Here is a 12,310-nt window from a genome sequence, read left to right on the forward strand (position 1 = left end):
ACGGAGGAGCACAGATGGCGATCGCGGACGTGGTGCGCAAGGTCCGGAGGCAGCAGCCCCCGAGCTCCGGCGAGGACCTCCCGCACGTCGTGGTGGTCGGGGCCGGGTTCGCCGGGCACACCGCAGCGAAGGGGCTGTTGCGCCGGCTGCGCGGCCGCGCCCGGATCACCGTGATCGACCAGAACGACCACTTCCTCTACCTGCCGCTGCTGCCCGAGGTCGCCGTGGGCACGCTCGAGCCGCGGCGGATCGCCGTGCCGCTCGTGCAGTCGTTGCGCGAGGCCGAGATCGTGGTCGGCGAGGTCCGGCACGTCGACGTCGACGCCCGCACCGTGAGCTGGACCGACCAGGAGGGCGGCACCGGGCAGCTGTCCTACGACCGGCTCGTGCTCGCGGTCGGCAGCGTCAACAAGCTGCTGCCGGTGCCCGGGGTCGCCGAGTACGCGCACGGCTTCCGCGGGCTGCCGGAGGCCCTCTACCTGCGCGACCACATGACCCGCCAGATCGAGCTGGCGGCCACCGCGAGCGACCCGGCCGAGAAGGCGTCGCGCTGCACCTTCGTGGTGGTCGGGGCGGGGTACACGGGTACCGAGGTGGCCGCGCAGGGCGCCTCGTTCACCGCAGAGCTGGCCGCGGACCACCCGTCGCTGCGGGACGTGCCGATCCGCTGGATGTTGCTCGACATCGCGAAGCGGGTGCTGCCCGAGCTCGACGAGCGGCTGTCGCACACGGCGGACGCGGTGCTGCGCAAACGGGGCGTCGACGTCCGCATGGGCCAGTCCGTGGCCGAGGCGTTGCCGAGATGCGTGCGGCTCACGAACACGGACGAGGAGGTGCCCACGCACACGCTGGTCTGGTGCGTCGGTGTGCGCCCCGACCCGCTGGTCCAGGACATCGGGCTGCCCACCGAGCGCGGCCGGCTCGTCGTCGGGACGGACCTGGCCGTGGCCGGGCACCCCGAGATCGTGGCCTGCGGCGACGCCGCGGCCGTCCCGGACGTCACGCGGCCCGGGTCGGCCACCGCCATGACCGCGCAGCACGCCACGCGGCAGGGCGCGCTCGCCGCCCGCAACGTGGCCGCGTCGCTCGGCCACGGCGCGCCGCGGGCGTACAAGCACAGCGACCTCGGGTTCGTCGTCGAGCTGGGCGGGACCGACGCGGCCGCGAACCCGCTCGGTGTGCCCCTGTCCGGGCTGGCGGCCACCGCCGTCACCCGCGGATACCACCTGCTCTCGATGCCGGGCAACCGGATCCGGGTCGCCACGGACTGGCTGCTCGACGCCGTGCTCCCGCGCCAGGCCGTCGCGCTCGGCGTGGTGCGCGGCCAGCACGTGCCCCTGGAGGCCGCGCCGGCCCGGGCCTGAGCCGGGAAACTGCTCGACACGGCGGCCGGCGACACGATTCGTCGGCCGTCCTTCGGGCTACCCGCCCGCCATGACGAGCCGAACCGACACGACGAGCGCCTCCGCCGAGCGCGGGTCGCGGGTCGAGCAGCCCCCGGGCCGGGAGGCCGACACCCCGGTCCGGATCCCGCCCCGCGGCTGGCTCCAGGTGGTGAAGCGGGCCTGGGCCGAGGGGAAGGACGACAACGTCCCGATCCTGGCCGGTGGCGTCGCGTTCTTCGCGTTCCTGGCCCTGTTCCCCGCCCTGATCGCCGCGCTGACCCTCTACGGCCTGGTGGCCGATCCCGCGCAGGTCGCGGCGCAGATCGAGTCCCTCTCCGCGGCCCTGCCCGAGACGGCCCGCCCGATCCTCGTCGACCAGCTGAACGCCGTGGCCGGCAGCAGCAACCGGGCCCTGGGTGTCGGGCTCGTCGTGTCGATCCTGGCGGCGCTGTGGAGCGCCTCGGGCGGCACGATGAACCTGATCAAGGCCACGAACCTGGCCTACGACGAGAAGGAGACCCGCGGGTTCCTCAAGCTCCGCGGCACCGCGCTGGCCCTCACCCTCGGCGCGGTGGTGTTCGTCCTGCTCGCCGTGGCACTCGTGGCCGTCGTGCCCGCCCTGTTCGACGCGCTCGGCCTCGGCGGGTGGGGTCTGGTCGTCGCCCAGATCGTGCGCTGGGCGCTGCTGGTCGCGCTGGTCGTCGCGGCGCTCGCGGTGGTCTACCGGGTCGCCCCGGACCGGGACGCGCCGCGGTTCTCCTGGGTGAGCATCGGCGCGCTGGTCGCGACGCTCCTGTGGATCATCGGCAGCGTCGCCTTCAGCTTCTACGTGAACAACTTCGGCAGCTACAACAAGACCTACGGCGCGCTGGCCGGCGTCATCGTCCTGATGCTGTGGCTGTACCTGACCAGCTACATCGTGCTGCTCGGCGCGGAGGTCAACGCCGAGAGCGAGCGGCAGACCGCCCGGGACACCACGCGGGGCGAGGCCCAGCCGATGGGCGAGCGCGGCGCCGAGGCCGCGGACACGATCGCCGAGCCCGAGCCCGGGAGGGTCCGGTAGTCGGGCCCGGCCCGCTCGTCAGGAGCGGCCCCGGACCCGGGGCACGCCGGCGAGCAGCCCCCGCTGCGGGACGCCGTCGACCGGTTCGGCGGCGGCGCCCGCCTCGGCGAGCACGTCGTTGGCGGCCAGGACCCCGGACATCGCCGCCCGCTCCATGAGCCCGGCGAGATAGGGCAGCTCCACGAAGTCCCCGGCCACCCGCACCCCGCGTGCGTCGGTGCGCACCCCCGGGCGGGTCCCGGCCCGCCCGGGCGGGAAGGCCGGGGCCGTGGCCTCGTGCCGCTGGTGGGTGTGCAGCACCTCCGCCTCGCCGGCCTCCGGCCAGAGCCGGGCGAGCTCGGCGTACATCGCCTCGGTCGCCGCCTTGGCGTCGGGCTCCGGGCAGGCGTAGGAGTGCAGCTCGACGACCGACCCACCGGTCCGCGCCGCCCACTCGGCCGACGGCGCCTCCAGCCGCGAGTACACGGTGATCGAGTCGAGGGTGCGTTCCCCACTGACCGCGCTGAACACCGCCCGTCCCGGCGCGACGTCCCGGTCGAGCCACAGCCGCGTCACGGCGAAGGGCGGCGCGGTCCCCAGCCCCGCGCAGTGCGCCGCGAGCCGCGGGGCCGTCGCCGCCGCCGCGGGCGACGCCTCGAGCAGCCCGCGCAGCCCGGCCGGGTCCAGGGCCAGCACGACGTGCCGCGTGGCCAGGTCGCCGGTGTCCGTGCCCAGTCGCCACCCGTGACCGTCGGGCTCGAGGCAGGTGACCCGACTTCCGGTCCGCACCTCCGCCCCGTGCGCGCGCAGGTGCGCGGCGAGCGGGTCCCAGATCGCGGTCCGGTGGTCGGTGACCGGGGCGTCGAAGCCGATGCCCTCCGGGTTGCCCAGGAAGTAGTAGTGGAACATCGCGACCAGCTCGGCCGCGGAGAGCCCCTCCTGGTCGCAGAAGAAGGACCGGGCGAAGGCCTCGAACAGCATCCCGCGGGTGCGCTCGGACATCCCGAGCCGGTCGAGGAACGCGGCGGCGTCGACGCCGTCGAGCTCCGCGGTCGTCGTCGCGCGGTCGTAGGCGAGGAGGGCGCGGCCGGCGTCGGGGTCGGCGCCCGCCATGTCCCGCCAGCTCAGGCTCTTCGAGCGCAGGATCAGCGTGAGCAGGTTGAGCGGCGGCGCCGCGGGCAGGCCGGAGAGGTCCTCGTCCGGCCACCGCCGCGAGATCACCGGATAGCCGCCGACCGGCCCCAGGAACCCCAGCCCGGGATCGATCCGGGCCAGCACCGCGCGCCAGGTGTAGTAGTGCCGGAAGAAGGCGTGGAACCCGTGCTCGACGACCTGTTCGGTCCCGTCCGGCAGCATCTCCGGCCACGCGCCGAGCCGGCCGCCGAGCTGGTCGGCGGCCTCCAGCAGCCGCACCCGCACCCCGCGCTCGGCGAGCACGACCGCGGCGCTGACGCCGGCCACCCCCGCCCCGACGACCACCGCCTCGGTTCCGGGCGGCACCTCCCGGGGCAGGGCCGGATCGGGCACGACGAGCCGACGCCGGCGCATCCGCAGCGGGGCGGCCCGGCTCGTCAGCGGATCGGTCATCGCCGTGTCCCCGCGAACCGCGGCAGGGCCGCGCGGGCGAACCGCGGCAGGGCCGCGCGGGCGAACGGGATCGCCACCGTCCCCATCAGCACCCCGCCGACCAGGGCCGAGCCCGACAGCCCGAAGAAGGCCAGGTGCGCGAGGACCGAGGAGCCGTAGACCCACAGGTAGAGCGCCGTGGCCGGGGCGGACGGGCGCTCGTGGGCGGGAAGGAGGGCATGCAGCGCCGCGACGACCAGCGCGGACACCAGCAGCCAGCCCGCGTAGTTGGTCAGCGGGATGCCCGGGACGAACGGCAGCCCGGGTCCGGGGTCGAGCCAGCGCCAGTGCCCCGCGTCGACCATCTGCGGGTCGAGGAAGACGTCCCAGGCCGCCAGCGCGGCCGCCCCGACGGCGACGACGCCCACGCGCGACCGCGCGAGCGTCCGCCCGACGACGAGCGCGGGCCAAGCCATCATCGTCCACGCCAGCGGCACGACCACCGGCACGTCGAGCAGCTCGGGCCCCAGGGTGCCGGTGTAGGTGTAGGCGCCGAACGGGACGCCGGTGCGCAGCCCGACGGCCTCCGCCACCAGCCCGCCCCCGCCTGCCACGGCGAGGAGCAGCAGGCCGCCGCGGGCGCCGTGCAGCCGGGTGGCGTCGCACAGCGAGGCCGCCGCGAACACGACGACCGAGAGCACGGTCACCTGCGTGCGCAGCGCCTCCGGGGTGAGCGGGTAGGCGATCTGGACCAGCACCGCGCCCGCGACGAGCATCCAGGTCAGGCCGGGCGCGCGCCCGCGCACGAGGGGAGCGGTTCGGAGCACGCGTCGTCCTTCCTGGGGCACGGACCGGGCGCGGGGACACCCGGGGCCCCGACCTTGCCGCGAGTCCGGCGCGTCCGCGACTCGAACGCGCGGGCGGTGGTCGAGTCGCGGGCCCGGCCGGTGGCTCCTAGGGTTCGGCCGTGACCGCCGCGCGCCTTCCCGGACCGCTCCGGGCCGCGGCCTCCGCCGGCTCCGCGCTCGCCGTCCTCGGGACCCTGCACCAGCTGCGCAACCAGCGGCTGCTACGCACCCCGCCCGCCGCTCCCCCGCCGGTCACCGTGCCCGTCTCGCTCCTCGTGCCGGCGCGCGACGAGGCCCACCGCATCGGCCCCACGATCCGCTCGCTGTGCGCGCAGACCGGGCTGAGGGATGCCGAGATCCTCGTGCTCGACGACGGCTCCACGGACGGCACCGCCGCGATCGTCCGGGCGGCGGCCGGCGGCGATCCCAGGCTGCGCGTGCTCACCGGCACCCCGCCCCCGCCCGGCCGGCTCGGCAAGCCGCACGCCTGCGCCCAGCTCGCCGCGGCGGCCCGCGGCGAGGTCCTGGTGTTCGTCGACGCGGACGTGGTGCTCGCTCCGCACGCCGTGGCCGCGGGCGTGGCCGTGCTCCACGGACCTGCCCCGCTCGACCTGCTCTGCCCCTGGCCCCGGCAGGTCGCCGAGGGGGTCGCGGCCCGGCTCGTCCAGCCGTTGCTGGCCTGGTCCTGGCTGGTCACGCTGCCGCTGCGGGTCGCCGAGCGGTCGGGCCGGCCGTCGATGGTCGCCGCCAACGGGCAGTTCCTGCTGGTCGAGGCGGCCGCGCTCGCGCGGGCCGGCGGCTGGGAGGCCGTGGCCGGCGCGGTGCTCGACGACATCGCGCTGGCCCGCGCGGTCCGGCGGGCCGGGGGGCGGACCGGGGTCGCCGACGGGTCCGCGCTGGCCACCTGCCGGATGTACGACGACGGGCGGCAGCTCGCCGCGGGCTACCGCAAGTCGCTGTGGGCGGCGTTCGGCTCCGCCCCGGGCGCGGCCGCGGTGGCCGCACTGCTCGCGCTGGTCTACGTCCTGCCCGCGGTCGCGGCGCTGCGCGGCTCGCGCGCGGGCGCGCTCGGGTACGTCGCGGGCGTCGCGAGCCGGGTGCTCGCCGCCCGCCGGACCGGCGGCCGCACCTGGCCCGACGCCGCCGCCCACCCGCTCTCGATCGCCGCGCTGCTCGGGCTGCTCGCCTCCTCCTGGGCCGGACGACGGGCGGGCACGCTCAGCTGGAAGGGCCGCACGCTGTGAGCCGGGTGGTGGTCGTCGGCGCCGGCGTCGGCGGGCTGGCCGCGGCGGCCCGGCTGGCGGGGCTGGGGCACGAGGTGGCGTTGCACGAGCGCGCGGACACCCACGGCGGCAAGCTCGGCGTCGCCGAGGTCGGCGGGTTCACGTTCGACACCGGGCCGTCACTGCTCACCCTTCCCGCGGTGCTCGAGGACGTCTTCGCGGCGACCGGCGGCCCGTCCGGGCTCGTCGTGGAGCCGGTGGACCCGGTGTGCGCCTACACGTTCGGCGACGGCACCCGGCTCGAGATGCCGCACGATCCGGACGCCGTACCGGCCGTCCTCGACGCCGCGCTCGGCCCCGGTTCCGGCGCCGCCTGGCGGGCGTTGTACGAGCGGTCCGGGCGGCTCTGGGACCTCGTCGGCGAGCCCGTGCTGCGCCGCCCGCTCGACCTGCGCACGCTGCTGCGGATGTCGGCGCGGCTGCGGGACCTGCGGGCGGTCGCACCGTGGCGGACCCTCGACGGCCTCGGTCGCGCGCTCCTGCCCGACCCGCGGCTGCGGACCTGGTTCGCCCGCTACGCGACCTACTCCGGCTCGGACTTCCGCCGCACGCCCGCGGTGCTGTCCGTGACGCCGTACGTCGAGCAGCGGTTCGGCGGCTGGTACGTCCGCGGCGGGCTGCGCCGCATCGCCGACGCGCTCCTCGACCGGTGCCGGGCGCTCGGCGTGACCGTCCACCTCGGATCGGAGGTCGAGGCCGTGACCGTCGCGGGCGGCGCCGTCCGGGGCGTCCGGGTCGGCGGCCGCGAGGTGCCGGCGGACGTCGTGGTGTGCAACGCCGACGCCTCCGTCCTCTACGAGCACCTGCTCCCGGCGCGGTCGGCCGCGCGGGCCCGCCGCGACCTGCGCCGCGCCCCGCGGTCGCTGGCCGGGTTCGTCCTGCTGTTGGGGCTGGCGGACCGGGAGCCCGGCCCGGCGCACCGGGTCTGGTTCCCCGGGGACTACCCCGCCGAGTTCGACGCGATCTTCGGCCGGAGTCCCCGGCCCGTCCCCGACCCGACGATCTACGTACACGCCCCGGACGACCCCGCCCTTCGACCGGACGACGCCGGCGAGGGCTGGTTCGTGCTGGTCAACGCGCCCGTGCACGACCCCGGCCGCGGCGTCGACTGGGACGAGCCGGGGCTGCGGGAGCGCTACGCCGACCACGTCCTCGCCACGCTGGCCGCGCGCGGCACGGACGTCCGGGACCGGATCCGCGTCCGGGAGATCCGCACCCCGGCCGATCTCGAACGGCAGACCGGCGCCCCCGGCGGGGCGATCTACGGCACCGCGTCGCACGGGCCGCGCGCCGCGCTGCGCCGCCCGGCCAACCGCTCCCCCGTCCCCGGGCTCTACCTGGTCGGCGGCTCGGCGCACCCCGGCGGCGGGCTGCCGCTCGTGCTGCTCTCCGCCGAGATCACGGCCGGGCTCATCGGTCCGGCGGGAACTCCCGGGGAACCGTCCGCAGGATCCCCGCCACGAGCTGCACGAGACCCAGCGCGCCCACGACCGTCCAGGCGACCACGAGCACCGTGGCCCAGTCCCAGCCGGTGAGCGGCGTGCCCGCGGGCAGTGCCCCGGCCCCCAGCGCCGCCACCGCCACGACGATCACCCGGGTCGGCCGCTCCGCCACCGTCACCGCGCCGACCCCGGGCATCCCGACGGACTGCGCCCGTGCTCGCACGTACTCGTGCAGCAGCACCAGTGCCGCGGCGGCGACCGCCCACGCCACCGGGGCACCGAGCGCCACCAGCACCGCGGCCAACAGGAGGTCGCCGACGCGGTCCGCCGCGGCGTCGACGACCGCGCCGAGCGGCCGGGCCCGGCCGGTGCGCAGGGCCACGGCGCCGTCGAGCCCGTCGAGGATCCCGCCGGCCACCACGAGCGCGGTGGCGAGCAGCGGCCAGCGCCCACCCGCCGCGGCGGCGCCCCACGCGCCGGCCAGCACCAGCACACCCGCCATCGACAGCAGGTCCGGCGGCACGCGACCGGCCGGACCCGCGGCGAGCCCCTGCACCAGGCGCAGCCACCCGCGCACGACCGCCGACGGCTGCACGCCGGAGTGCAGCGCGGACCACCCCGCGGCACCTGTCCGTGGCTCCTCCACGGCGCCAGCCTCGCACCGCCGCGCCGTCGCTGCCCACCGCGGGAGCCGCCGATGACCTCCGAGCGCACGCCGCGGGCCCTCCTGCGCGAGACGGCGCGGTCCTTCCCGGGCAGCGACGTCGCCCTGTGGGCGGCCGGGGCCACCTTCTTCGGCCTGCTCGGCCTGGTCCCGCTCGCGCTGGTCTCGCTGCGGGTCGCGGGGGTGCTCGTCGGGCCCGAAGCGCTGTGGGCCGGCATGGACACCGCGATCTCCGGGCTCCCGGGCGGGCACGGGACCCCCGCGGCCCTGCGCACGCTCACCGCCACGGCGCTCGACATGTCCTGGGTGGAGACGCTCGTCGCGCTGTTCCCCGCCAGCCTCTACGGCGAGGGGTTGCGCCGCGCGTTCCTGCAGCTCTCCCCCGCCCGGGACCGGTTCACCGGGTGGCGGGGGCGGTTGGGCCTGCTCGCGCTCGCCGTCGTCGCCCCCGTGCTGGTGCTCGCCGTGCTCGCCGCGGCCCCGCTCGTCGCGCCCCTCTACGTGCGCGGCGGGTGGTGGCTGGTGCTGGGGGTGGTCGTCGCCTTCCACGTGGTGTGGGTCACCGTGTCGGTGGCCCTGGTGCTGGTGTTCCGGCTCGTCGGCCCCGGTCGCATCGGGTGGAAGGCGCTGCTGCTCGGCGGCTTCGGCAGCGGGTCCGTGCTCGCCGGGTTCCTGCAGGGGTTCCTGCTGTTCCTCGCCATTCCCGTCGAGTGGTCGGCGCCGTTCGGCGGGCTCCCGATCGTCGGCGCGGTGTCGGCGCTGGCGCTGTGGCTCTACCTGCTGCACGTCCTGCTGCTCGCGGGCTATCGGGCCACGCTCGTGGCCGACGACGTGCTGCGCGGCTGACTCCCGGCGCGGCCGACTCGCGCGCCGCCCGATCCCGGGTCATCCTCGACATGAACAACGTGTGGCGCGATTCGCGTCCGCGGTCGGACCCGGACGGACGGAGCGGACATGACGACCGTGGCGCCCCCGACGGCAGAGACCCCGACGGAGACGTCGCCGGGCACCCGGACGGAGACCCGCACGGGCACCCTGGCGGACACCCGCCCCGGCAGGCGGCACTCCGCGCAGCTCCCGCGTCTGCGCACCCTGCACGCCATGGCGGCGGACGACCCGCGCCGGACCGCGCTGCGCAACTCGATCGCGGAGGCCTACCTGCCCATCGCCGAGCGGATGGCCCGCGGGCAGGCCGGCACCTCCCCGGCGGCCTACGACGACCTGCTCCAGGTCGCCCGGCTCGCCCTGCTCAGGGCGGTCGACCGGTGGGACCCCGACCGCGGCGACGGCACGGACTTCGTCGGCTATCTCGTCCCGTGCATCCGGGGCGAGTTCCTGCACCACGTCCGCGACCGGACCTGGATCGTCCGGGTGCCGCGCCGGGTCAAGGAGATGGCGACCCGGGTCAACCGCGAGACCTCGGCCCTCCACCAGCGCCTCGGCCGGTCGCCGCGGCCCAGCGAGATCGCCGAGGCACTCGGCGTCGACCGCGAGGTCGTGCTGGAGGTCCTGCTCGCCCAGGGCTACCAGGCCGCCGACTCGCTCGACGAGCGGCGCGGTCCCGGCGAGCCCGACGACGCCCGGCTCGGCGACCTCGACGCCGCCCTCGACCGTGCCGAGGACCGCGCCATGCTGCGCCCGCTGCTCGCCGCCCTGCCCGAACGCGAGCGGACCATCCTCGGCCTGCGGTTCGTCGACCAGCTGACCCAGTCGGAGATCGCACGCCGGGTCGGCATCTCGCAGATGCACGTCTCGCGGCTGCTCGCCCGCAGCCTCGCCACCCTGCGGGCCCACGCCGCACGGCGTCACGTCTGACGCCATGGGTGCCGCCACGTTTGACGAGCGCGTCACGGACTATCCCACCGGAGAACCCCTGAACCGGGACGACAGGAAGGACACCATGACCACCACCGAATCCCGCCAGCAGATCCACTACACCGTCCCCGGTATGAAGACCGACCAGGCCGGTGAGGTCGTCACCCTCCTGCAGGACCGCCTGAACGCCCTCAACGACCTGGCGCTGACGCTCAAGCACGTGCACTGGAACGTGGTCGGACCGAACTTCATCGCGGTGCACACCATGCTCGACCCGCAGGTGGACGGCGTCCGCGGGATGGTCGACGACGTCGCCGAGCGGATCGCCACCCTCGGCGGCTCGCCCTGCGGCACCCCGGGCGCCCTGGTCGCACAGCGCAGCTGGGACGACTACTCGATCGGCCGCAGGGACGCGATCGCCCATCTCGGCGCCCTCGACCTCGTCTACGCCGGCGTGATCGAGGACCACCGCAACGCGATCGAGAAGACCGAGGAGCTGGACCCGGTCACCCAGGACATGCTCATCGCCCAGGCCGGCGAGCTCGAGCAGTACCAGTGGTTCGTCCGTGCACACCTGGAGAACGCCGACGGCACCCTGCGCTCGGCGAACGCGGACACCGAGGTAGGCGCGGCGAAGGCCGTCGACCGCTGACCCGTACACCGGACGGGCGACCCGGCCGGGTCGCCCGTCCGGCGGGACGGCCCACGCGCGGCTAGTCTGCGATCGGCCCCGCTACCGGCTCCTCCCAGGCTGGTGAGCGATGTACGAGACAACCGAATCCTGGCGCGCCGCGCGTGGCCGGGACGCCCTCGGGACCCCTCCCTGGTCTCGTCCCCCCGAGCGCCGGCGGTGTGCCGGCGCTCCCGACAGCGCGCCCGGCAGCACCGGGAGGTGGCGCCGTGGCTGACACGCGCCGTCTCCCCCTGCCCGTGGTCGAGACGTGGGACTGGCAGAAGGCCGCGGCGTGCCGCGGCATGGACAGCACCGTCTTTTTCCACCCGGAACGCGAACGCGGCCCGGCCCGGGCCCGCCGCGAGACCCGGGCGAAGGAGATCTGCCGCGGCTGCCCGGTGCTCGACGAGTGCCGGCGGCACGCGCTCAGCGTCGACGAGCCCTACGGCGTGTGGGGCGGGCTCTCCGAGCACGAGCGGCTGGCGATCACCCGGCCGGAACGGCGCCGGCCGCGCACCTGACGGACCTGACGTCCTGACGCCCTGCACCGGCGTCAGGGCGTCCCCGGGTCCGCCTTCAGCCTGCTGGTGAGGTCCTCGATCTCGCCACGGGCGTCGTCGAGCTGCGCCTGCGCGCGGGCCAGCTCGTCGGCGCGGTCCCGCAGGTTCGAGCGGGCGGTGTCGAGCGCCTCGGTGGCGCGGTCCCGGGCGTCGTCGGCCTCGCGGCGGGCGCTCTCGGCCTCGCGGCGGGCGTCGTCCGCCCGCGCGCGGGCCCGGTCGCTGACGACCAGCCGGTCCTCGAGGTCGGCGATGGTCTGCGCGGAGGCCAGGGTGTGGCCGTCGTCGAGCAGCTCGCGCAGCCGGCCGGCGAGCGTGAGCTGCCGCCGCGAGTACCGGCGGTGCCCGCCGCCGGTGCGGTGCGGGTGCAGCACCCCGGCGGTGTCCAGGCTGCGCAGAAACGCGGGCTGGACGCCGAGGAGCTCGGCCGCCTGCCCCATGGACACGGACGGGTAGTCCTCGTCGTCAAGCCTGCTCAGCTGGTTGGTCACGACCTGCCGCGCCCCTCCTTCCGCTGCCTCTCTCCGCGAACATATGTCGCGCATCGAGTAAACTTGTAGCAGCTGCTACAGGTTTAGGCAAGCGAGCCGGAGGAATCCGGGCCGGGAGTGCGGCGGCACGGAAGGAGGACGGATGGACGACCGCTCCCCGCCGGAGGAGGGCTGGATCCACGATCTCCGCGAGGGGTCCTTCCACGAGGACCGCGCGATGGAGTCGGCGGGCGCGGCCCCCCGGCAGCTCGCCCTGTCGATGGCCGAGCTGGCCCGCGACCTCTACCGGGCCGGCAGCAGCGAGCAGGTCGTCGACCGGGTGCTCGGCGCCTGCGTCGAGCTGGTCGACGGGTGTGCCGAGGCGGGCGTCTCGCTCCGGCGGTCCCGGGACCGCATCGAGACCCCCGCGACCACCGGCGAGCTCGCCCGCAGCCTCGACGCGCTGCAGGACGAGCTCCAGGGCGTCGAGGGCCAGGTGCAGGTCCTGCTCCTCGACGACGAGCGGCGGCGAGAGGCGCAGCGTCGGGCCGTGGGTGTCCTTGGT

General features: G+C 76.2%; 11 protein-coding genes and 2 pseudogenes. 9 read left to right on the forward strand and 4 right to left on the reverse strand.

Translation table 11 applies throughout. The features are described from left to right. Window positions 1-14: 14 nt before the first annotated feature. The gene (locus AB0B41_RS21265; RefSeq protein WP_358205822.1) at window positions 15-1,364 is read left to right on the forward strand and encodes an NAD(P)/FAD-dependent oxidoreductase; all 1,350 of its coding nucleotides are present in this window, start codon (window positions 15-17) and stop codon (window positions 1,362-1,364) included. 70 nt (window positions 1,365-1,434) lie between these two features. Beyond that, the gene (locus AB0B41_RS21270; RefSeq protein WP_358205825.1) at window positions 1,435-2,448 is read left to right on the forward strand and encodes a YihY/virulence factor BrkB family protein; all 1,014 of its coding nucleotides are present in this window, start codon (window positions 1,435-1,437) and stop codon (window positions 2,446-2,448) included. An 18-nt stretch (window positions 2,449-2,466) separates the two neighbouring features. On the opposite strand, the gene AB0B41_RS21275 is transcribed toward AB0B41_RS21270, so the two are convergent. Together AB0B41_RS21275 and AB0B41_RS21280 are read right to left on the reverse strand one after the other, a co-directional pair. After that, window positions 2,467-4,014 carry an FAD-dependent oxidoreductase gene (locus tag AB0B41_RS21275; protein WP_358205827.1) on the reverse strand — a complete coding sequence of 516 codons (1,548 nt, stop codon included), beginning with the start codon at window positions 4,012-4,014 and terminating at the stop codon, window positions 2,467-2,469. Next, entirely contained in the window at window positions 4,011-4,820 is an 810-nt protein-coding gene (locus AB0B41_RS21280) for a carotenoid biosynthesis protein (protein ID WP_358205829.1), read from the reverse strand. The genes AB0B41_RS21275 and AB0B41_RS21280 overlap by 4 nt, the downstream gene beginning before the upstream one ends. A 140-nt stretch (window positions 4,821-4,960) precedes the next feature. Between AB0B41_RS21280 and AB0B41_RS21285 the strand changes: the two genes are divergently transcribed. Together AB0B41_RS21285 and crtI are read left to right on the forward strand one after the other, a co-directional pair. After that, window positions 4,961-6,085, forward strand: coding sequence for a glycosyltransferase family A protein (locus tag AB0B41_RS21285; protein ID WP_358205831.1), 1,125 nt, complete (start codon window positions 4,961-4,963; stop codon window positions 6,083-6,085). Further along, window positions 6,082-7,659, forward strand: coding sequence for a phytoene desaturase family protein (gene crtI, locus AB0B41_RS21290; RefSeq protein ID WP_358205833.1), 1,578 nt, complete (start codon window positions 6,082-6,084; stop codon window positions 7,657-7,659). Before AB0B41_RS21285 ends, crtI begins: the two co-directional genes overlap by 4 nt. Before the next feature lie 49 nt (window positions 7,660-7,708). Here crtI and AB0B41_RS21295 read toward each other — a convergent pair. Then, window positions 7,709-8,068 (reverse strand): annotated as a pseudogene (locus tag AB0B41_RS21295) (CDP-alcohol phosphatidyltransferase family protein); the annotation flags it as partial. 195 nt (window positions 8,069-8,263) lie between these two features. Here AB0B41_RS21295 and AB0B41_RS21300 point away from each other — a divergent pair. The 4 genes from AB0B41_RS21300 (at window position 8,264) to AB0B41_RS21315 (ending at window position 11,239) form a co-directional block, all read left to right on the forward strand. Beyond that, window positions 8,264-9,076 carry a YhjD/YihY/BrkB family envelope integrity protein gene (locus tag AB0B41_RS21300; RefSeq protein WP_358205835.1) on the forward strand — a complete coding sequence of 271 codons (813 nt, stop codon included), beginning with the start codon at window positions 8,264-8,266 and terminating at the stop codon, window positions 9,074-9,076. Window positions 9,077-9,184: 108 nt separating this feature from the next. Beyond that, window positions 9,185-10,045 carry a sigma-70 family RNA polymerase sigma factor gene (locus AB0B41_RS21305; RefSeq protein ID WP_358205837.1) on the forward strand — a complete coding sequence of 287 codons (861 nt, stop codon included), beginning with the start codon at window positions 9,185-9,187 and terminating at the stop codon, window positions 10,043-10,045. An 85-nt stretch (window positions 10,046-10,130) separates the two neighbouring features. Further along, window positions 10,131-10,697, forward strand: a complete 567-nt coding sequence (locus tag AB0B41_RS21310; RefSeq protein ID WP_358205839.1) for a DNA starvation/stationary phase protection protein — start codon at window positions 10,131-10,133, stop codon at window positions 10,695-10,697. Between the two features lie 248 nt (window positions 10,698-10,945). Further along, window positions 10,946-11,239: a WhiB family transcriptional regulator gene (locus AB0B41_RS21315; protein ID WP_358205841.1), complete on the forward strand. Its 294-nt coding sequence runs from the start codon at window positions 10,946-10,948 to the stop codon at window positions 11,237-11,239. Window positions 11,240-11,271: 32 nt separating this feature from the next. Here the strand turns inward: AB0B41_RS21315 and AB0B41_RS21320 are convergent, their stop codons facing one another. Then, window positions 11,272-11,766: a helix-turn-helix domain-containing protein gene (locus AB0B41_RS21320; RefSeq protein WP_358205843.1), complete on the reverse strand. Its 495-nt coding sequence runs from the start codon at window positions 11,764-11,766 to the stop codon at window positions 11,272-11,274. A 142-nt stretch (window positions 11,767-11,908) separates the two neighbouring features. Between AB0B41_RS21320 and AB0B41_RS21325 the strand changes: the two are divergent. Next, a pseudogene (locus AB0B41_RS21325) lies at window positions 11,909-12,310 on the forward strand (hypothetical protein); the annotation flags it as partial.

The sequence above is a fragment of the Pseudonocardia sp. NPDC049154 genome, assembly GCF_040648315.1.
In the GTDB taxonomy this organism is placed as follows: Bacteria; Actinomycetota; Actinomycetes; order Mycobacteriales; family Pseudonocardiaceae; genus Pseudonocardia.